The organism is Variovorax sp. AC103 (assembly GCF_979254005.1).
The window spans coordinates 72688-89186 of record NZ_CEEDFC010000005.1 but is presented as its reverse complement, the minus strand read 5'-3'; the positions used below and the strand labels follow the sequence as shown (position 1 = coordinate 89186).

The 16499-nt window shown below is 68.1% G+C and carries 17 protein-coding genes and 1 riboswitch; of the genes, 6 read left to right on the top strand and 11 right to left on the bottom strand.

Annotated elements, in window-relative coordinates; all coding sequences use genetic code 11:
- Positions 1-167 precede the first annotated feature (167 nt).
- Entirely contained in the window at positions 168-464 is a 297-nt protein-coding gene (locus tag AC0IYU_RS09055; protein ID WP_472115467.1) for a hypothetical protein, read from the top strand.
- A gap of 209 nt (positions 465-673) precedes the next feature.
- Here the strand turns inward: AC0IYU_RS09055 and AC0IYU_RS09050 are convergent, their stop codons facing one another.
- The 9 genes from AC0IYU_RS09050 to AC0IYU_RS09010 all read right to left on the bottom strand — a co-directional run bounded on the left by AC0IYU_RS09050 (position 674) and on the right by AC0IYU_RS09010 (position 9179).
- Positions 674-835: a hypothetical protein gene (locus AC0IYU_RS09050; RefSeq protein ID WP_472115465.1), complete on the bottom strand. Its 162-nt coding sequence runs from the start codon at positions 833-835 to the stop codon at positions 674-676.
- A 42-nt stretch (positions 836-877) separates the two neighbouring features.
- On the bottom strand, positions 878-1135 hold the full coding sequence (locus AC0IYU_RS09045; RefSeq protein WP_472115462.1) for a DUF3253 domain-containing protein: 258 nt from the start codon (positions 1133-1135) through the stop codon (positions 878-880).
- Between the two features lie 29 nt (positions 1136-1164).
- Positions 1165-2700 (bottom strand): cryptochrome/photolyase family protein, encoded by a 1536-nt coding sequence (locus tag AC0IYU_RS09040; RefSeq protein WP_472115459.1) that lies wholly within the window; start codon positions 2698-2700, stop codon positions 1165-1167.
- Positions 2701-2784: 84 nt separating this feature from the next.
- On the bottom strand, positions 2785-4107 hold the full coding sequence (locus tag AC0IYU_RS09035) for a voltage-gated chloride channel family protein (protein WP_472115456.1): 1323 nt from the start codon (positions 4105-4107) through the stop codon (positions 2785-2787).
- Between the two features lie 92 nt (positions 4108-4199).
- Positions 4200-4271, bottom strand: a riboswitch (Fluoride riboswitch).
- Positions 4272-4294: 23 nt separating this feature from the next.
- A complete protein-coding gene (locus AC0IYU_RS09030) occupies positions 4295-6178 on the bottom strand; it encodes a putative bifunctional diguanylate cyclase/phosphodiesterase (RefSeq protein ID WP_472115453.1) in 1884 nt (627 codons plus the stop codon).
- The gene (locus AC0IYU_RS09025) at positions 6175-6933 is read right to left on the bottom strand and encodes a GGDEF domain-containing protein (protein ID WP_435439142.1); all 759 of its coding nucleotides are present in this window, start codon (positions 6931-6933) and stop codon (positions 6175-6177) included. The genes AC0IYU_RS09030 and AC0IYU_RS09025 overlap by 4 nt, the downstream gene beginning before the upstream one ends.
- Entirely contained in the window at positions 6934-7323 is a 390-nt protein-coding gene (locus tag AC0IYU_RS09020) for a DUF1987 domain-containing protein (protein ID WP_435439141.1), read from the bottom strand. It abuts the gene before it with no gap.
- A gap of 35 nt (positions 7324-7358) precedes the next feature.
- Positions 7359-7931 carry a SiaB family protein kinase gene (locus AC0IYU_RS09015; protein WP_472115450.1) on the bottom strand — a complete coding sequence of 191 codons (573 nt, stop codon included), beginning with the start codon at positions 7929-7931 and terminating at the stop codon, positions 7359-7361.
- A gap of 15 nt (positions 7932-7946) precedes the next feature.
- A complete protein-coding gene (locus AC0IYU_RS09010; RefSeq protein WP_472115447.1) occupies positions 7947-9179 on the bottom strand; it encodes a SpoIIE family protein phosphatase in 1233 nt (410 codons plus the stop codon).
- Between the two features lie 174 nt (positions 9180-9353).
- Between AC0IYU_RS09010 and AC0IYU_RS09005 the strand changes: the two genes are divergently transcribed.
- The 5 genes from AC0IYU_RS09005 to AC0IYU_RS08985 all read left to right on the top strand — a co-directional run bounded on the left by AC0IYU_RS09005 (position 9354) and on the right by AC0IYU_RS08985 (position 13455).
- Positions 9354-10397, top strand: a complete 1044-nt coding sequence (locus AC0IYU_RS09005; protein ID WP_472115444.1) for an SAM-dependent methyltransferase — start codon at positions 9354-9356, stop codon at positions 10395-10397.
- A complete protein-coding gene (locus tag AC0IYU_RS09000; RefSeq protein WP_472115441.1) occupies positions 10394-11194 on the top strand; it encodes a DUF1295 domain-containing protein in 801 nt (266 codons plus the stop codon). The genes AC0IYU_RS09005 and AC0IYU_RS09000 overlap by 4 nt, the downstream gene beginning before the upstream one ends.
- Positions 11191-11850 carry a DUF6134 family protein gene (locus AC0IYU_RS08995; RefSeq protein WP_472115438.1) on the top strand — a complete coding sequence of 220 codons (660 nt, stop codon included), beginning with the start codon at positions 11191-11193 and terminating at the stop codon, positions 11848-11850. Before AC0IYU_RS09000 ends, AC0IYU_RS08995 begins: the two co-directional genes overlap by 4 nt.
- Before the next feature lie 140 nt (positions 11851-11990).
- Complete coding sequence (locus AC0IYU_RS08990) at positions 11991-12437, top strand: hypothetical protein (RefSeq protein ID WP_472115435.1); 447 nt, start codon at positions 11991-11993, stop codon at positions 12435-12437.
- A gap of 7 nt (positions 12438-12444) precedes the next feature.
- Positions 12445-13455 (top strand): alpha/beta fold hydrolase, encoded by a 1011-nt coding sequence (locus AC0IYU_RS08985; RefSeq protein ID WP_472115432.1) that lies wholly within the window; start codon positions 12445-12447, stop codon positions 13453-13455.
- Here AC0IYU_RS08985 and AC0IYU_RS08980 read toward each other — a convergent pair.
- Both AC0IYU_RS08980 and AC0IYU_RS08975 read right to left on the bottom strand, forming a co-directional pair.
- On the bottom strand, positions 13447-14760 hold the full coding sequence (locus AC0IYU_RS08980) for an MFS transporter (protein ID WP_435439133.1): 1314 nt from the start codon (positions 14758-14760) through the stop codon (positions 13447-13449). The genes AC0IYU_RS08985 and AC0IYU_RS08980 overlap by 9 nt on opposite strands.
- Before the next feature lie 56 nt (positions 14761-14816).
- A complete protein-coding gene (locus tag AC0IYU_RS08975) occupies positions 14817-16442 on the bottom strand; it encodes a GMC family oxidoreductase (protein WP_472115429.1) in 1626 nt (541 codons plus the stop codon).
- Positions 16443-16499: the final 57 nt, after the last annotated feature.

The window sequence follows — 16499 nt, the reverse complement described above, 5'->3', positions numbered from 1 at the left end:
CTGCGGCTTCGTCGTTCGTGCAACCTTTTTAGGCGGCTCGATGGGCGGGCGCAAGCTCGGCCGGTTTCACGCAAGTGGTTTCCCGGTAGTCCAACCCGTCGAGCCGCCGCCCCCGCCTGGACTCGGGTGCGTCGGTTTTTGCAAACCGAAACCCTTGGAGGCCATGCATGGCTCACGTTCCCCCGTTCCCCGAATCTTCTTCAGCAACCGCCCGCGCCGAATCACTCGCGCTGCAGGCATGCGACGACGTCGACAGCCTTCGCGTCGTGCAGCGTGCGTATGCGTGCATCGAGAAGCTCATCGATCCGCAGCCTGTGCAAGACACGGAAGAGGTCTGTCCGAACCGGTCCGAACTCAGCGCGCTGGTGCAGGTGGTCAATGAAGAGCTGCATCGGCGGATCGAGACGGCCGATGCTGCGGTGCGGTCGTTGCGTGTTGCTGTGAGTGAAGGCGGCGCGACATGAAGGCCTTCGATGCCGATTTCATGTCTCGGCTCGCGTCCGAGGAGTGAGAGGCGTTGAGGTCACAAACTGTGACCTCAAGCACCGGCCGGCTCACGGCCCGGCTGTCGTCCGAGCGGCTTTGAAATCACAAGCTGTGATCTCAAACGACGGCCAGCGCGTGGCGTTGCGTCTTTACCGAGCAGGGCTTGGCAATGCAGCAGCCGGCGGTGTCAGGAGGTACCGTCCGACACCTGTCTTCCAGGAGCGGAGAGGCAGGTTTCGTCGAACGCGCGCAGGGTGGCCTCGTCGATAGCGCCGACTTTTTGCAAGGCGCTCGCAGAAGCGTGAACTGCCTCGAAGGCATCGCTCTTGAACTCAGGCTGTTTCGTCATGGCATGTCTCCCCAAAATGTTTTTCGCTCACCGACGAGCGCGCTACTTCGGCCGGCGCAAGCGCACCGGTCCCCCCGGGGACGTCGCATCGACCTCGTCTGTGCCCCGCGTGACCCGCAGCGCTCCCTTCGCCGCCAATTTCGCGGCCACCCGACGCACGGCAGGCATCAGTGCGCGCCAGGCGACATCACTGCTCGCCAGCGCGCGTGCAACCTCCGACGGGCAGATCGAAGCGGATGCATCGCGCCGGTCGAGCAGCGCAAAGATGGTCTGTTCGATCTTCGGGTCGCTTGCAGGCATGGGCGCATCGCTTGTCATCGCGGTGCACCCTAAAGTGAATCCGGCCGCGCGCGCATGCCATCCGCAGTGCTTCGGATCGCGGCCCGCTCCTCGTCGCTGAAGCGCTGCAGGTTGCGGGTCATCATGAGCGTGCGCGGGTTGTTCTCCAGCAACTGCTCATGCCGCGCGACGAAGTCCCAGTACATCACCGTCATCGGGCATGCGCCTTCGCCGCTGCGCGTGGCCGGCTTGTAGCGGCAGCCGTCGCAGTAGTTGCTCATGCGCTTGATGTAGGCGCCGCCCGCCGCATAGGGCTTGGTCACGAAGCGCGCACCATCGGCAAAAAGCGACATGCCCACGGTGTTGGGCAGCTCGACCCATTCCACCGCATCGACGTACACCGACAGGTACCAGGCATGCACCTGCGCCGGCGCCACGCCGAAGGTGAGCGCGAAGTTGCCGGTGACCATCAGGCGCTGGATGTGGTGCGCATAGCCGGTGCGCAAGGTCTGGCCGATGGCCTGCTTCATGCAGTTCATGCCGACCTTGCCCGTCCAGTACCAGTCGGGCAGCGGGGCGTGGTGGCGGAGCGCGTTGGCCTCGGCCAGCTGCGGCATGCGCCACCAGTACACCCCCCGCATGAACTCGCGCCACCCGAGTATCTGCCGCACGAAGCCTTCCACCGACTCGATGGACACGGCGCCCGCGCGCCAGCGTGCCACGGCCGCATCGATTACCTCGCGCGGGTCGAGCAGCTTGAGGTTCAAGCAGGACGACAAGAGCCCGTGGTACAGAAAGGGCTCGTCGGTCCACATGGCGTCCTGAAAACGCCCGAAGTCCTGCAGCCTGCAGGCCATGAAGTCGTTTAGTGCCACAAGGGCCTGCTCGCGCGTCACCGGCCAGTCGAACTGCGCTGCGCTGCCGTAGTGGTCGCCGAAGTGCGCCTCGACGTCGGCCAGCACCCCGCGCGTGATGGCGTCCGGCGCGAACGAGGGCGGCGGGGGCAGCATGCCGGGACCGTTCCGGCCGAAGGCGCCGCGGTTGTCGTGGTCGAAGTTCCATTGCCCGCCCTCGGGCTGGCCGGCCTCGTCCAGCAGCACCTGGTGCTTCGTGCGCATGCGCCGGTAGAAGGCCTCCATCACCAGGCGCTGCTTGCCCTGCGCGTGCTCCGCGAACTCGGCGCGCGAGGCCATGAAGTGCAGGTCGTCCCGGACCAGCAGCCGCACGTCGGCCGCGTGGCAGACCTTGGCGATCGCCTGTTCGAGGCGCCATTCCCCGGCATCGACCGTCACGACCGCGCCGGGGCGGTGGCGCGACAAGGTGTCTGTCAACGCGGCCTCCAGCGAGGCGAAGGGGTGGGTCCCCAGCTTCAGGTAGTCGAGGGGCATGCCGCGCGCGGCGAGCGCCTCGGCAAAGTGGCGCATGGCCGACAGGAAGAGCGCGGTGCGCATCTTGGTGCTGGGCACATGCTGCGACTCTTGCGGCACCTCGGCCATCCACACGCGGTCTTGCGCGGCATCGAAGCCTTCGAAGGCCACGCTCGTGAGGCTCAGCTGGTCGCCGAGGACCACGATCAGGTTGCGCATGGGGAGGTAGGAATGTGGGGGCCGGGAATGTCCGAACCCACCGCATCGTAGCCCCGGGCGCGCGAATGCGCGTCCGCGCGGTCTTCAGTTGTTCCCCTTCGAGGCGGCGTCTTTCTTCTCTCCGGCCTGCTTGCGGCGGAACTGGGCGACGTCCGCGATCCGAAGGTCTTCGGGCAAGGCCTGGCGGTGCTTGCTGTGGCCGACGCGCTGTGCGTGATAGATGCCGGTGTGGCCCGAGACCAGGTAGCTCGCGATGCACGCGATGGCAGCGAGCGGGCCGATGGCCGGCCCGAACAGTTCCACGGCCATGACGATGGTGGCGACCGGCGTGTTGGCCGCGCCGGCAAAGACGGCGACGAAGCCGATGGCGGCCAGCATCGGGAACGGCAGTTGCAGCAGCGGCGCCATCGCATTGCCCAGGGTGGCCCCGATGTAGAAAAGCGGCGTGACCTCGCCGCCCTTGAAGCCCGTGCCCAGCGATGCCACGGTGAAGACCAGCTTGCCCAGGAAGTCCCATGGCGCGACAGGCGCCTGAAAAGACTCGACGATCGTCGGAATTCCCAGGCCGATGTAGCGGTAGCCGTCGACGGCCCAGACCGCCGTTGCAACGACGATGCCGCCCAGCAGCGGGCGCAGGGGCGGGTAGGCAACCCGGCGCTTCATCAGCGCGCCGAGCTTGTGCGTGGCCGTGGTGAACACCAGCCCGGCCAGGCCGAACACGATGCCCGCGGCGACGATGGCGACCACGCTCCAGAAGGCGACCGGCGCCACGGCGGTGACGACATAGTGCGTGTGATGCACGCCCCAGGCCAGCCCGACCTGGTCGGCCACGATGGCGGCCACCATGCAGGGGAACAGCGCGTCGTAGCGCATGCGCCCGATGGCCAGCACTTCCAGTCCGAAGATGGCGCCGGCCAGCGGTGTGCCGAACACGGACGCAAAGCCCGCGCTGATGCCGGCCATGAGCAGGATGCGCCGGTCTTCGTGCTTCAAGCGGAACAGGTGCGTGAGCTGGTCCGCCAGCGCACCGCCCATCTGCACGGCAGTGCCTTCGCGGCCCACGGAGGCCCCGAAGAGATGCGAGATCACGGTACCGCCCAGCACCAGGGGCACCATGCGCAAAGGCACGACCTTCTTCGGATCGTGGATCTCGTCGATCAGCAGGTTGTTGCCGGCGTCCACCGGCTTGCCCAGGCGGTGGTAGACCCACCCCACCGCAAAGCCGGCCAGGGGCAGCAGCCAGACGACCTGGCGGTGCGCCTCGCGCCAGTTGGTGGCCCAGTCGAGGGCGAAAAGGAAGAAGGCGGAAGCGGAGCCGGCCAGAAAGGCGACGACGCTGGCGATGACGAGCCACTTGCCGATGTAGGGCAGGAGCTCGAGCTGTTCGGGGCGGCGAAAACGGGTCATGTGGATCAGGTGCGAAAAACGAGGGGCCTGATCGACCGGCAGGGCAACGCGGTGTGTGAACGCGAACGCCTGCAGCCCTGCGATGTGATCAGGTGTCTGCAGGCATCATCAGCTGCGGGCGATGCCGCTGCGGTTCATGGAGGAATGCCATCTCCAGGGTGGGCGATGTTAGCCGCCCCGCCGCTCTCTAGCAAGGGTCGGACATGCCCAGCGAGTGCCCGCGCCTTTCCTTTTCAGTGCGTTCGTGCAGCCAGCGCAGCAGGGCGGTCTTGTCCATGGGCGGGGCGATGTAGTAGCCCTGGCCCTCGTCGCAGTCCATGGCCAGCAACGCCCGCAGGGCGGCTGCGTCCTCGATGCCCTCGGCCAGCACATGCAGGCCGAGCTTGCGGCCCAGCTGCGCGATCATTTCGGCAATGCGCGCGCCCTGCGCCTCGCCCAGGCGGCGCACGAAGGTGCCGTCGATCTTGATGCGGTCCAGCGGCAACCGTTCCAGGTAGCTGAGCGAGGAGTAGCCGGTGCCGAAGTCGTCGATGGCAATGGAAATGCCCTTGGCCCGCAAGGCCGTCAGGGTGGACTCCAGCAGCTCGGTGGGCAGCGCGGCCACGGACTCGGTGATCTCCAGTTCCAGGTGGTGGCCCTGCAGCCGGCTGTGCGCCAGCACCGCGCACACGGTGTCGTAGAACGCCGGGTCCTGCAGCTGCACGCTGGACACATTGACGGCCATGCGCAGCGGCGCGAGGTTCGCGTCCAGCAGCGCGCGCATGGCCAGGCAGGCGGTGGACAGCACCCATTGCCCCAGCGCCACGATCAGGCCCGAATGCTCCGCCACCGGAATGAAGCGGTCCGGCGGTATGAGGCTGCCGTCTTCGGCACGCCAGCGCACCAGGGCCTCCAGGCCCACCAGCGCATGGGTGTTCAGGTTGACCTGCGGCTGGTAGACCAGGAAGAGCTGCGCGTTGTCGACGGCCGCGCGCAGGCTGGACAGCAGCAGGGCGCGGTCGCGGGCCTCGGCGCCCATGTGGGCCGAGTACTGCAGGTGCCGGCCCCGGTGGTCGCGCTTGGCGCGCTTCAGGGCGATGGTGGCGTCCTTGACCAGGTCGGCGCCGGCCTGCGCGTCTTCGGGCAGCAGCACGTAGCCGCAGGTCAGCGACACCTTGTGCGGCACGCCGTCCACGGCCAGCGGCTGGCGCACGCAGTCCAGCAATTGCTGGGGCGCCACTTGCTGCAGCGGCCCGAGCACGCCGAAGGTGTCCGCGCCCAGGCGGGCGAGCAGCACGCCGGCCGGCAAGGCCTCGGCCAGGCGCTGCGCCACCGCCTGCAGCACGCGGTCGCCGAAGCGGTGGCCCATGACGTCGTTGGCGGCGCTGAAGTCGTCGATGTCGACCAGCGCCAGGATGTGCTCCCGCATGCCTTGCCGTGCGCAGTCGTCCACCTTCTCGACGAAACGGGTGCGGTTGGGCAGGCGCACGAGCGGATCGAAGTAGGCATATTCGTGCAGCCGCTCCATCAGGCCCCGCTGGTGCAGCAAGGTGCCGAGGTGGAGGCAGAGCACGTCCAGCAGCTGCCGGTCGAGCGCGCCGTGCAGGCAGGTGGTGTCGATGAAGACGGCCATGGGCTGCTCGCCCTTGCGGCCGATGTGCAAGGCCAACCCGCGGCCTTCGCCGTTTTCGCTGTCCTCGCTGCCCTCGCCGTGGACGTTGCAGCCGCATGCCAGCGCGCGGCGCAGCAGCGTCACCGCCGGCTGCTCGGGCACGGCGTCCAGCGGCAGGCCGAGCAGGGGAGCGAAGCGGCCGGTCGCCGCCAGCACCCGGTGTCCGCTCGCTGGCGGTGCTGGCGGTGCGCAGGCCAGGCCGTCGCCGCCGGCCAGCAGGGTGGTGAACTGCGCGATGACGCCGCGGGCGAAGGTGTGCAGGTCGGGTTCTTCCAGCAGCGAGGCGCTGGAGCGCACGATGAGCTCGAGCATGCGCGGATCGGGCGCCGTGTCCGGCGCAAGTGCAAGCGCAAGCGCAAGCGCTGGCGCGGGCCGGTCGGCGGCGTCCCCCGGCCAGCCCGCATCAGTCTCGCGCTTCATGCGGGCTGCGCGTGCACCTGGCCGGATGCGAGCGCCACCTGGTTGCGTCCGCCGCGCTTGGCGACGTACAAGGCTTCGTCGGCCAGGCCATAGGCCTCGTCGAAGCTGCTGCCGTGCGGCAGCCAGCTCACGCCGAAGCTGGCCGTGACGCTGCTGCCGTCGGGCAGGTCGAACGCAAAGCACTCGATGGCGCGGCGCAGGGCCTGCGCGACCTGCCCGTCGGCGTCGCTGCCCGGCCCGGGCAGCACCACGGTGAATTCCTCGCCGCCCACGCGGCCGATCTGCGCCGTGGCCGGCGCCGCATTTTTCAGGCAGGTGACCACGCCCTGGATCACGCGGTCGCCCGTGGGGTGGCCGAAGCTGTCGTTGATGCGCTTGAAGTGGTCGATGTCCAGCACGATCAGCGCGAGGTCATGGCGCTCGAAATGGCGGTTCACCAGCTCGATGACGGCCGCCCGGTTGAGCACGCCGGTCAGCGGGTCGTGCGTGGCGCGGTATTCGAGCTCGGCCGCCAGCGCCTGCAGGCGCAGGTTCAGCTGGTTCATCTCGAGTTCGGCCCGGTCGCTGCGGCGCACCAGCCGGCGCGTTTCGCGCAGCAGCCGCTCGTAGACGGTGAGCAGTTCGCCCAGGGCCAGGCGGCAGGGGGAGGGCTGCGCCGAAGCGCAGTCTTCATAGGCGGCGCGGGCGGCTTGCAGCGCCTGGTGCTCGGCATCGAACAGGTCCGGCGGCGCGGCGGTGGCGGCTGCGGTGTCCATTCAGGCGGGCCTCACCGGATGGCTGGCGAAATCGATTGCGGGAAAGTCTTCGCTCAGCTCCTGGCCGAATTCGAGAATGGTGTCGTCTTCCTCGTCGTGGTACCAGTTCAGGGCCACGCGGTTGCCCGCCGCCACGGCGTCGGCGAGCGCCGCAATCAGGTTGAACAGCATCTTGGTGCTGGAGCTGTTGAAGTAGGCCAGGGCAATGTTGACCTCGATGCGGCTGCCGCTCTGCCCGGCCAGGTAGTCCTTCAGGCGCGCGATGATTTCGCCATAGAAGGCGGCGGCATTCTCGGGGTACGACTCGCCGCGCAGGCCGAGCGTGTGGGTGTCGAACCTGAAGTCCACCTGGGGCGAACTGGGCGTCGGGGCGATGTAGAGGTTTTCCATCTGTGGTCTCGATTCGTTGCCGGGCGTGGCGCGCATCAGATTGCCGCCTTCAGGTAGAACACCGGGGCGCCGCCGGCGCTGTCGGCGGCGTCGAAGTCGAACTCCAGCGGCTCCCGTGCGTCGCGCGCGACCGTGAGAAGTCCCATGCCCGCGCCTTTGCTGCCTTCGGGCGTTTCCTCGCGCAGCGTCTGGCGGTAGGCCTGCTTGATTTCGTCCAGCGTCATGCTGCGCAGCATTTCCAGCTTCACGCGCAGCGCATCGGCGATCTCGGGCTCCACGGGGTTGGCGCACAGCAACAGAAAGCCGCCGTCGCTCTCGCGGCGGATGCACACCGAGCCGTGGCGCAGTTCGCCGCTCTGCTGGCTCGTGGCGGTCAGCGTGTCGGCCGAGTAATGAATGATGTTCTGCGCCATCTCCACGAACGAGGAGAACAGCCTGCGCCGGGTCGGCCCGGCCACGCCGGCCACCTCGAGCTGCAGCTTCACGGCGTCGGACATGGCGGCCACGATGTGCTGCGAAAAGTAGCCCACGTAGTAGAAGATGACCTGGTGCTGGCGCGCCAGGTTGAAGAAGGAGCCGTACTTGTCGGCGATCTGCGGGAACGGCACGGTTGGATTCCCCTGTCAGGTGCGAAAGCAGAAAAAGGTCAGGTCGTCGCGGCGGTGGTGCTCGCCCTGCCAGAGCCTCAGGGTGTCGAGCACGGCCTCGTTGATCTGCGCGGCCGTGCGCTCGCGCTGCGCGAGCAGCAGTTCGCGCACGCGCCGCTTGCCCAGCGCAATGGCGCGCGGGCCGCCGACCTGGTCGACCAGCCCGTCGGTGCTCACGAAGACGAGGCTGCCCGCGGGCAGCGTGAGTTCCTGGTTGCTCCAGGCGAAGTCGAAATCGCTGTCCATGTAGCCCACGCCCTTGCGCTGGCCCTCGACAACCTCCACGCCGTCGGCGCCGGGGCGCAGCACGAACAGCGACAGCCGCGCGCCGGCGAACACCAGCCGGCCGTGCGCGGGCTCGAACCAGAAGCACGCGGCATCCATGCCGTCGTCGGAGCCGGGCGTTGCGTCGTGTTCGCCCATCTGTCCCAGCATCTGCTTGATGCTGCGGTTGACGCTGCCCAGCAGCCGCGCCGGGTCGCGCGCGCCGTGCTGCTCGATGGCCTGGGTCAGGCTGGTGGAGGCGATCAGCGTCATGAAGGCGCCCGGCACGCCGTGCCCCGTGCAGTCGGCCACGGTGGCGAACCAGCCGTCGGCCTCGGTGCTGAACTGGTAGAAGTCGCCGCCGACCACGTCGCGAGGCTCCCACACCAGGTGGGCCTCGGGGCAGGCGCGCGCCAATGCGTCGAGCGAGCTGCGCAAGGTGGACTGCTGGATCACGCTGGCGTACTCGATGCTGTGCATGATCTGGCGGTTGCGCGAAACCTGCAGGTCCGCCACCACGCGCATGAGCTGCAGGCCGTTGCCCACGCCGGCAAACTGGCCGTCGCGGGTGATGATGAAGCCGTCGGTCAGGGCCTTCTCGCCGTATTCCACGGTCTTGAAGGTGAGGGACTCCAGGTCGAGCGCCGCATCGACGATCAACGGGTCCTTGTCCATGAAGGCGATGCAGCTCTTGCGGCCATACAGCTCCACGCGGAACGGCTGGCTCATCTGCGACAGGAAGATGTTCCGGTTGATCAGGCCGATCGGCTGCTGGCCTTCCACCACGGGCAGGCTGACGAGATCGCGATGCCGGCTGAAGACGTCCATCACCTTCTCGTTCGTCTCCTCGGTCGTCATGCACGGCACCGTGGTGCAGAGATCGCCCGCGCAGGGCTGGCGGAACCGGGGCCGGAAATCGCTCAAATATTCGGAGGTTTCGGGCATGACGGCTGCATTTGTTCAATAAGTGTGAACTTATGTTATGTTTTTAACATTTCGTGCCCATGACAAAAGGGGGTGTCGCCGCGCCAAGAATGGAACCGCCTCATCCAAAACCAGGACCGCTGCGTACAGGTGCCTATGGCACGCGCATCGACGTGCCGCTATCGAGGAACAGTCATGCCGCAGGACATCGCATTCGCCATTCGCTGGGTCGAAAAGGGCCTGGTGCCCGACACCGTGGTCCGCCGCGGCATTCGCCGCCTGCTGAAAGACCGGCTCCACGAGCTGCAGGCGGGCAATGCGCTGGCCGTGGCCGAGCTGACGCAGGACTTCGTCGCCCGCATGGGCAAGGCCAACCTGGCGCCGCTGCCCGAGAAGGCCAACGAACAGCATTACGAAGTTCCGGCCGCCTTCTTCGGCGAAGTGCTGGGAAACCACCGCAAATACAGCAGCTGCTACTGGCCCGAAGGCACGCAGACGCTGGAAGAGGCCGAGTCCGCCGCGCTGGCCGCCACCTGCGAACGGGCCGGCCTGGCCGACGGGCAGGACGTGATGGAGCTGGGTTGCGGCTGGGGCTCGCTCACGCTGTGGATGGCGGCGCACTACCCGAACAGCCGGATCACCGCGCTGTCCAACTCCAATTCGCAGCGTGAATACATCGAGGCGCAAGCGGCCCAGCGCGGCCTGCGCAATGTGCGCGTGCTGACCCGCGACATCAACGTGTTCGACACCGACCAGCGCTTCGACCGCGTGGTGTCGGTCGAGATGTTCGAGCACCTGCGCAACTGGCCGCAGGCCTTTGCCAACGTGGCGCGCTGGCTCAAGCCGGGCGGCAAGTTCTTCATGCACGTGTTCGCCCACCGGGAGGCGCCGTACCCTTTCGAGGTGCGCGACCCCAGCGACTGGATGAGCAAGTACTTCTTCTCCGGCGGCATGATGCCCAGCGACGACCTGGCGCTGCACTGCCAGGACGACCTGCGCCTGCTGCGCCGCTGGCGCTGGGAAGGCAGCCACTACCAGCGCACGGCCGAGGCCTGGCTGCGCAACATGGACGAGCGCCGCGACACGCTGCGCCCGCTGTTCCAGGCCACCTACGGCGCCGACGCGAACATCTGGTGGACGCGCTGGCGGCTGTTCTTCATGTCGGTGGCCGAGTTGTTCGGCTTTGACAACGGCCAGCGCTGGTGGGTGAGCCATTACCTGTTCGAGCGCCGCGCATGAGCGGTTCCATGGAAGTGGCCCTGGCCGGCCTGGCACTGACCGCATCGCTAGCGTTCCTGACCTGGGTGGCCAGCCTGGTCCGCCACGACGCCAGCCTGATCGACCGCATGTGGCCCTTGTGCATCGTGGGTGCGGGGCTGGTCTATTTCGGTCTGCTGCCGGTGCAGACGGTGCGCGGCCTGTGCATGGCGGTGATCGGCGCGGCGTGGGCGGTGCGGCTGTGCCTCTACATCACCTGGCGCAACTGGGGGCACGGGGAAGACCGGCGCTACCAGGCGATCCGCGCGCGCAACCAGCCGAATTTCGGTTTCAAGAGCCTGCACCTGGTGTTCGCGCTGCAGGCGGTGCTGGCCTGGGTCGTGTCCGCGCCGTTCCTGCCGGGCATGGCGGCGCCGCGTGCGCTGGGCGCGCTCGACGCGCTGGGCATCGCGCTGGCGCTGTTCGGCACCTTCTTCGAGGCGATCGGCGACGCGCAGATGGCGCGCTTCAAGGCCGATCCGAAGAGCAAGGGGCAGGTGATGGACCGCGGCCTGTGGCGCTACACCCGCCACCCCAACTACTTCGGCGAAACCTGCGTCTGGTGGGGGCTGTGGCTCATGGCCATGGGCGGGGCGGGCTGGGGCGGCGCGTGGAGCGTGGTGTCGCCGCTGCTCATGACCTGGCTGCTGCTGAAGGTGTCGGGCGTGCGCATGCTCGAAGGCGACATCGGCGAGCGCCGCCCGGCGTACCGCGACTACATCGCGCGCACCAATGCCTTTCTTCCGGGGCCGGTGCGCGGCAACCACAAGGCGTCATGAGAAACAACAAGCACCGGGTCCTCGTGGTGGCCGCACTGGCCGCACTCTCGAATGGGGCGGCCACCGCCTCGGCGGCCGGGCCCGCCGGTGGCGAATGGGACTTTCGCGTGCTGCTGGACGATGCGCCCATCGGCGAGCACCGCTTCGCGCTGGCCACCTCCGGCGACGAGCGCAAGCTCACCAGCGAGGCGCGCTTCGCGGTCAAGCTGCTCGGCGTGACGGTGTACCGCTACCAGCACAACGCCTCCGAGATGTGGCGCGGCGACTGCCTCAAGCGCCTGAGTTCGAAGACCGACGACGACGGCACCCCCGAGCGGGTGAACGCCGAGGCGGCCGGCGACAACGCGCTGGCCGTGACCACGCCCAAGGGCACGCAGTCGCTCGAAGGCTGCGTGATGAGCTTCGCCTACTGGAACCCGGCCATCCGCACGCAGGACAAGCTGCTGAACGCGCAGAGCGGCAAGTTCGAGGCGGTGAAGGTCAGCCGCGCCGGCAACGGCACGGTCGAGGTGCGCGGCCAGCAGGTGGCCGCCACGCGATGGCGCATTGCGACCGACGCGCAACCCATCGACGTCTGGTATTCGCAGCAGGGCGAATGGCTGGGGCTCGATTCCATGGTCAGCGGGAACCGAAAGCTCAGTTATCGGCTCAAGTAGGTGTGCATTGGTTGTACTTTGTGAACTATTCCATGGTTCCGGCCTTGGAATGCCCCGGCGGCGCGCACAGACAGGCTGCGTTCAGCTCTGGTACTTATAAGCAAGGACAGCAGACCATCTGCAGTGCCGAAAGGGAAGCGATGAACGGTTCGAAATTCCAGCTGCTCGACAGCTACTTCGACGCAAGGCTCCTCGAGCCTCGCCAGGACGCGGACGTGGCCGACCGGGCCCGGCGGGCGCGGCGCATGTCGCAACGGCTCAACGACCTGGCCTATCCCGTCTTTTGCGAGTTCGCCGAATACTTTGCGGCCAAGCTCGGCGACGCGGCCGAGTGCTACGTCGACCGGGAAGAAGGCCTCAGCCGCGACGCGCACCCGCATGTCGGCTTTCGCTGGGGCGCCCAGGGCGGGCGGCTCAACGCGGTGGTCTTTACCGGCGACATCGAAAGCGGCGAAGTCCACGCCACGTGGCGCTGCTGGAGAAACGGCATTCCGGCGCACGGCGACAAGACGCTGGACCCGTTCTGGTCGCCCGAACTGGTGCATTCGATGCTGCAGGAGCTGATCTTCCAGTTCCCGCCGGTGTGATGCGCCGGTGACCGCGCGCATCGCCCTGGGCGCCGTGGCCGTTCTGGCGCTGGCCCTGCTGCTGGGCGCGGTGTACGAGCAGGCCGGCCGCTACCGCGCCGCGCGCGACTTTCCGCCGCCCGGGCGCATGGTCGACATCGGCGGGCGGCGCATCCAGCTGGATTGCCGGGGCTCGGGCTCGCCCACCGTGGTGTTCGAGGCGGGTCAGAGCGTCGACGGCGCGCTGAGCTGGTCGGCCGTGCAGCCGAAGGTGGCCGCGCACACGCGCGCTTGCGCCTACAGCCGCGCGGGGTTGATGTGGAGCGACCCTTCGGATGCGCCTTCCACTGCGAGGCAGGTTGCGCAGGACCTGTATGCCGCATTGACCGGCGCCGGCGAACACGGCCCGTTCGTGATGGTGGGCCAGTCGATCGGCGGACTTTATGCCGTCACCTTCACGCGGTACTTCGGCGCCGAGGTGGCGGGGCTGGTGCTGGTCGACCCCTCGCATCCGGACCAGGTGGCGCGCGTGGCGAACTACATGACGGAGTCGCGCTCGCTGCGCTCGCGCATCGTCATGAGCCTGGGGTGGTCGGGCCTCTTGCGCGCGGCGGCACCGGTGCTGCTGCCGCAGGCGCCGAACCAGACGGCGCGCGACCTGCAGGCGGTTCGTGCCTTTGCACCGCAGTCGTTCCGCACGCAGTGGGCCGAGGGTGACGCGACCGACCGCACGCTGGCCGAGGCAGGCGCCTTTCGCGACCTGGGCAACCGCCCGCTGGTGGTGCTCACGGCGATGGCGCCCTATGCCGAGGGCGAACTGCGCGGCATGAAGATCACGCCCGGGCAGGGAACGCAGGTGCAGGCGCTGTGGAAGCAGATGCACGACGACATTGCCCGCTGGTCCACGCGCGGCACGCACCGGCTGCTGCCCGGCTCGGGGCACGACATCCAGTTCGACGACCCCGAGGCGGTGGTCGATGCGGTGCTGTCCGTGGTGCGGCAGGTGCGCGCGGCCGCCCCCGCCGTGGCCTCACCGTGAGGCCGAGGCCTGGGGCGCGTCGGCCGGCGACGGCGAGCGCCCGATCAGCCACGCGCACAGGGCAGACACGGCACCCGCGAACAGCACGTACATGCAGATCTGCCACGGCTCGCCCGCGCCCGACTTGAGCAGCGCGGTCGCGATGATGGGCGTGATGCCCGAGGCGAAGATGCCCGAGAACTGGTAGACGAAGCTGATGCCCGTGTAGCGCACCTTCGCGTCGAACAGGTCGCAGAACAGCGCCGCCTCCGGCCCGTACACCGACGCATACAGGATGCCGAAGGGCACGATGATCGCAAGCCACACCAGCAGCACGTTGCCCCCGCTGTGCGTCATGAGCCAGAAGCCCGGAAAGGCCGACACCGCCGTGACGATCGACCCCCACATGTACACCTTGGGCCGCCCGATCCTGTCGGACAGCCGGCCGAAGAAGGGAATGAAGAAGATCATCACCACCGCCGCGGCCATCACGCCCAGCAGCGCGTCGGTGCGGCTGATCTTGAGCGTGCTGGTGAGGTAGTTGATCGAGAACACGCCGAAGATGTTGAAGAACACGCCGTCGATGTAGCGCGCGCCCATGCCCTTCAGCACATTGCCCGGGTAGCGCCGGATCATGTCCATGAACGGAATGCGCAGCTCGGCGTTGCGCGCCTTCACGGCCGCGAACTCGGGCGTTTCCTGCACGTGCAGGCGGATGTACATGCCCACCAGCACCATCACGCCGGAGATGAGAAAGGCGATGCGCCAGCCCCAGGCCATGAACTGCGCGTCGGTCAGCAGCGACGACAGCAGCGCCACCACGCCCGAGGCCAGGCACAGCCCGATGGCCAGCCCGATCTGCGGCAGCGAGGCATAGAAGCCGCGCTTTTCCTTCGGTGCGTACTCGTACGCCATGAGCACCGCGCCGCCCCATTCGCCGCCCAGGCCGATGCCCTGTGCAATGCGAAGCAGCAGCAACAGGATGGGTGCGGCGACGCCGATCTGCGCATAGGTGGGCACCAGCCCGATCAGGAAGGTGGCCACGCCCATGATCATCAGCGTGATGATCAGCATGCTCTTGCGGCCGATCTTGTCGCCGAAGTGGCCGAAGATCACGCCGCCCAATGGCCGCGTGACGAAGCCCACGGCAAAGGTGGTGTAGGCCAGCAGGACCGACACCACCGGGTCGCTGCCCGGGAAGTACAGCTTGCTGAACACGATGCCGGCCACCACGCCGTACAGGAAGAAGTCGTACCACTCGATGGTGGCTCCCACCAGGGCCGAGATGACCACCCTGCGAATCGCTTTTTCGTCGGTTGCGCTCATGTGTTTGTCTCCAATGCGTTGTTGTCTGAATGGCCTCTTCGGGCCTTCGGGTGCTGTTATTGCCTGGCGTCCTCCCTGATCAGGTCGACGGCCTTCTCGGCCATCATCACGGCGGGGGCGTTGGTGTTGCCCGACACCAGCGTGGGCATGGCCGAGCAGTCGATCACGCGCAGGCCCGCGATGCCGTGCACGCGCAGGCGCGCGTCGACCACGGCGAGCGGATCGCTGCCCATGCGGCAGGTGCCGGTGGGGTGGAAGATGGTGGCGCCGTTGTTGCGGCAGAACTCGAGCAGGTCTTCGTCGCTGGCCGCGGCGGGGCCGGGCTTGACCTCGCGCTTCACGTAGGGCCGCATCGCGGGTGCATCGGCGATGGCGCGGGCCGCCTTCACGCCGGCCACGGTGGTCGCGCGGTCGAGCGCGGTGGCCAGGTAGTTGGGCTGCATCTCGGGCGGCTCGGCCACGTCGAGCGAGCGAATGCGCACGTGCCCGCGCGACTCCGGCCGCAGCTGGCACACCGACATGGTGAAGCCCGAGTACGGATGCACCTTGCCGCCGGCCATGTCGGCCGAGAGCGTGGCCACGTGGAACTGGATGTCGGGCGTGGCCGCCACGGGCTTGCCGTCGGCGCCTTTCAGCGCGCGCATGAAGCAGCCGCCCTGGTTGATGCCCACGGCCAGCGGGCCGGTGCGGTGCAGCAGCCATTCCATGCCCATGCCCATCTGGCCGAACCAGGAGTTGAGCTGGTCGTTGGTGGTGATGGGCTTGGCGCACTCGTAGCCCAGGCGGATCTGCAGGTGGTCCTGCAGGTTCTCGCCTACCCCGGGCAGGTCGTGGACCGGCGCAACACCCACGCGCTCGAGCAGCGCGCGCGGCCCGATGCCCGAGAGCTGCAGCAGTTGCGGCGACTGGATCGAGCCGGCCGCGAGCAGCACCTCGGCGCGGCAGCGCGCGGCCTTGAGTTCGCCGCCTTGGCGGTAGGTGACGCCGGCGGCGCGCCTGCCTTCGAACACCAGCTTGCCGGCCAGCGCCTCGGTCTCGATGCGCAGGTTGGGACGGCGCTTCACGGCCGGCGTCAGGTAGGCCGTGGCCGTGCTGCAGCGCCAGCCCTTGTGCGTGGTCAGCTGGTAGTAGCCCGCGCCTTCCTGTGCGGCGCCGTTGAAGTCGCGGGTGCGGGGCACGCCGGTCTGTTCGGCGCCGCCGATGAAGGCCTCGATCAGCTCGTGCTTCGCGGCGATGTCGGACACCTTCAGCGGCCCGCTCCCGCCATGGAAGGCGTCGCCGCCGCGCTGGTTGCCCTCGGACTTGATGAAGTAGGGCAGCACGTCGTCGTAGCCCCAGCCGGCGTTGCCGAGCGCGGCCCAGTGGTCGTAGTCCTCGCGCTGGCCGCGGATGTAGATCAGCCCGTTGATGGCGCTCGAGCCGCCCAGCGTCTTGCCGCGCGGCCAGTAGATGCGCCGGCCGTTCATGTTGGGGTCGGGGTCGGTTTCGAAGCGCCAGTTGTAGGTGGGGCTCCACATCGTCTTGCCGTAGCCGATGGGCAGGTGGATCCACAGCGAGCGGTCGGCCGGACCGGCTTCGAGCAGCAGCACGCGCACGGCCGGATCTTCGCTGAGCCGGGCGGCCAGCACGCAGCCGGCGGAGCCGGCGCCGACGACGATGTAGTCGAACTCTTGGTCAGGCATTCGGCGAGGTCCGGAGGGATCCTGTGTTGAGGGAGTGGAACAATCGAAGGGCTCGGC

Bases quoted from the DNA above. Each gene is read 5' to 3' on its own strand.
- AC0IYU_RS09040 (WP_472115459.1), bottom strand. From the start codon at position 2,700: ATGCGCAACCTGATCGTGGTCCTCGGCGACCAGCTGAGCCTCACGAGC.
- AC0IYU_RS09045 (WP_472115462.1), bottom strand. From the start codon at position 1,135: ATGCCTGCAAGCGACCCGAAGATCGAACAGACCATCTTTGCGCTGCTC.
- AC0IYU_RS08990 (WP_472115435.1), top strand. From the start codon at position 11,991: ATGAACGGTTCGAAATTCCAGCTGCTCGACAGCTACTTCGACGCAAGG.
- AC0IYU_RS09050 (WP_472115465.1), bottom strand. From the start codon at position 835: ATGACGAAACAGCCTGAGTTCAAGAGCGATGCCTTCGAGGCAGTTCAC.
- AC0IYU_RS08995 (WP_472115438.1), top strand. From the start codon at position 11,191: ATGAGAAACAACAAGCACCGGGTCCTCGTGGTGGCCGCACTGGCCGCA.
- AC0IYU_RS08975 (WP_472115429.1), bottom strand. From the start codon at position 16,442: ATGCCTGACCAAGAGTTCGACTACATCGTCGTCGGCGCCGGCTCCGCC.
- AC0IYU_RS09000 (WP_472115441.1), top strand. From the start codon at position 10,394: ATGAGCGGTTCCATGGAAGTGGCCCTGGCCGGCCTGGCACTGACCGCA.
- AC0IYU_RS09020 (WP_435439141.1), bottom strand. From the start codon at position 7,323: ATGGAAAACCTCTACATCGCCCCGACGCCCAGTTCGCCCCAGGTGGAC.
- AC0IYU_RS08980 (WP_435439133.1), bottom strand. From the start codon at position 14,760: ATGAGCGCAACCGACGAAAAAGCGATTCGCAGGGTGGTCATCTCGGCC.
- AC0IYU_RS09010 (WP_472115447.1), bottom strand. From the start codon at position 9,179: ATGCCCGAAACCTCCGAATATTTGAGCGATTTCCGGCCCCGGTTCCGC.
- AC0IYU_RS09035 (WP_472115456.1), bottom strand. From the start codon at position 4,107: ATGACCCGTTTTCGCCGCCCCGAACAGCTCGAGCTCCTGCCCTACATC.
- AC0IYU_RS09055 (WP_472115467.1), top strand. From the start codon at position 168: ATGGCTCACGTTCCCCCGTTCCCCGAATCTTCTTCAGCAACCGCCCGC.
- AC0IYU_RS09005 (WP_472115444.1), top strand. From the start codon at position 9,354: ATGCCGCAGGACATCGCATTCGCCATTCGCTGGGTCGAAAAGGGCCTG.
- AC0IYU_RS09030 (WP_472115453.1), bottom strand. From the start codon at position 6,178: ATGAAGCGCGAGACTGATGCGGGCTGGCCGGGGGACGCCGCCGACCGG.
- AC0IYU_RS09025 (WP_435439142.1), bottom strand. From the start codon at position 6,933: ATGGACACCGCAGCCGCCACCGCCGCGCCGCCGGACCTGTTCGATGCC.